This window comes from Bacillus sp. SIMBA_008, assembly GCF_046535495.1.
GTDB classification, from domain to species: Bacteria; Bacillota; Bacilli; order Bacillales; family Bacillaceae; genus Bacillus; species Bacillus subtilis.
Map to the genome: position 1 here is coordinate 1 of NZ_JAWRWL010001305.1, position 234 is coordinate 234.

1 protein-coding gene is annotated in these 234 nt (G+C 37.6%); it reads left to right on the forward strand.

Going from position 1 to position 234, the window contains the following annotated elements; genetic code table 11:
• Nucleotides 1-89: 89 nt before the first annotated feature.
• On the forward strand, nucleotides 90-234 hold a 145-nt coding region (locus SB658_RS27660; RefSeq protein ID WP_486308234.1), incomplete at its 3' end, for a DUF2507 domain-containing protein.

Genomic DNA, 234 nt, shown 5'->3' on the forward strand with positions numbered 1-234 from the left:
CAATAAGAATTTCTTAGACTTCAGGGAAAACTCTGTCATCATATGCTCACATAAGCTATAATAAATTGTTGAAAGAGGGGAGCCGTACAATGAATAAATTCGAATCTAACTTAGAACAGCTAAAAGAAATTGAAGTCAATGGATTTGCCTACGAGCTGATACGCGAAGTTCTGCTGCCTGATATTCTTGGTCAGGATCATTCATCTATGATGTATTTTGCGGGTAAGCTGCTTG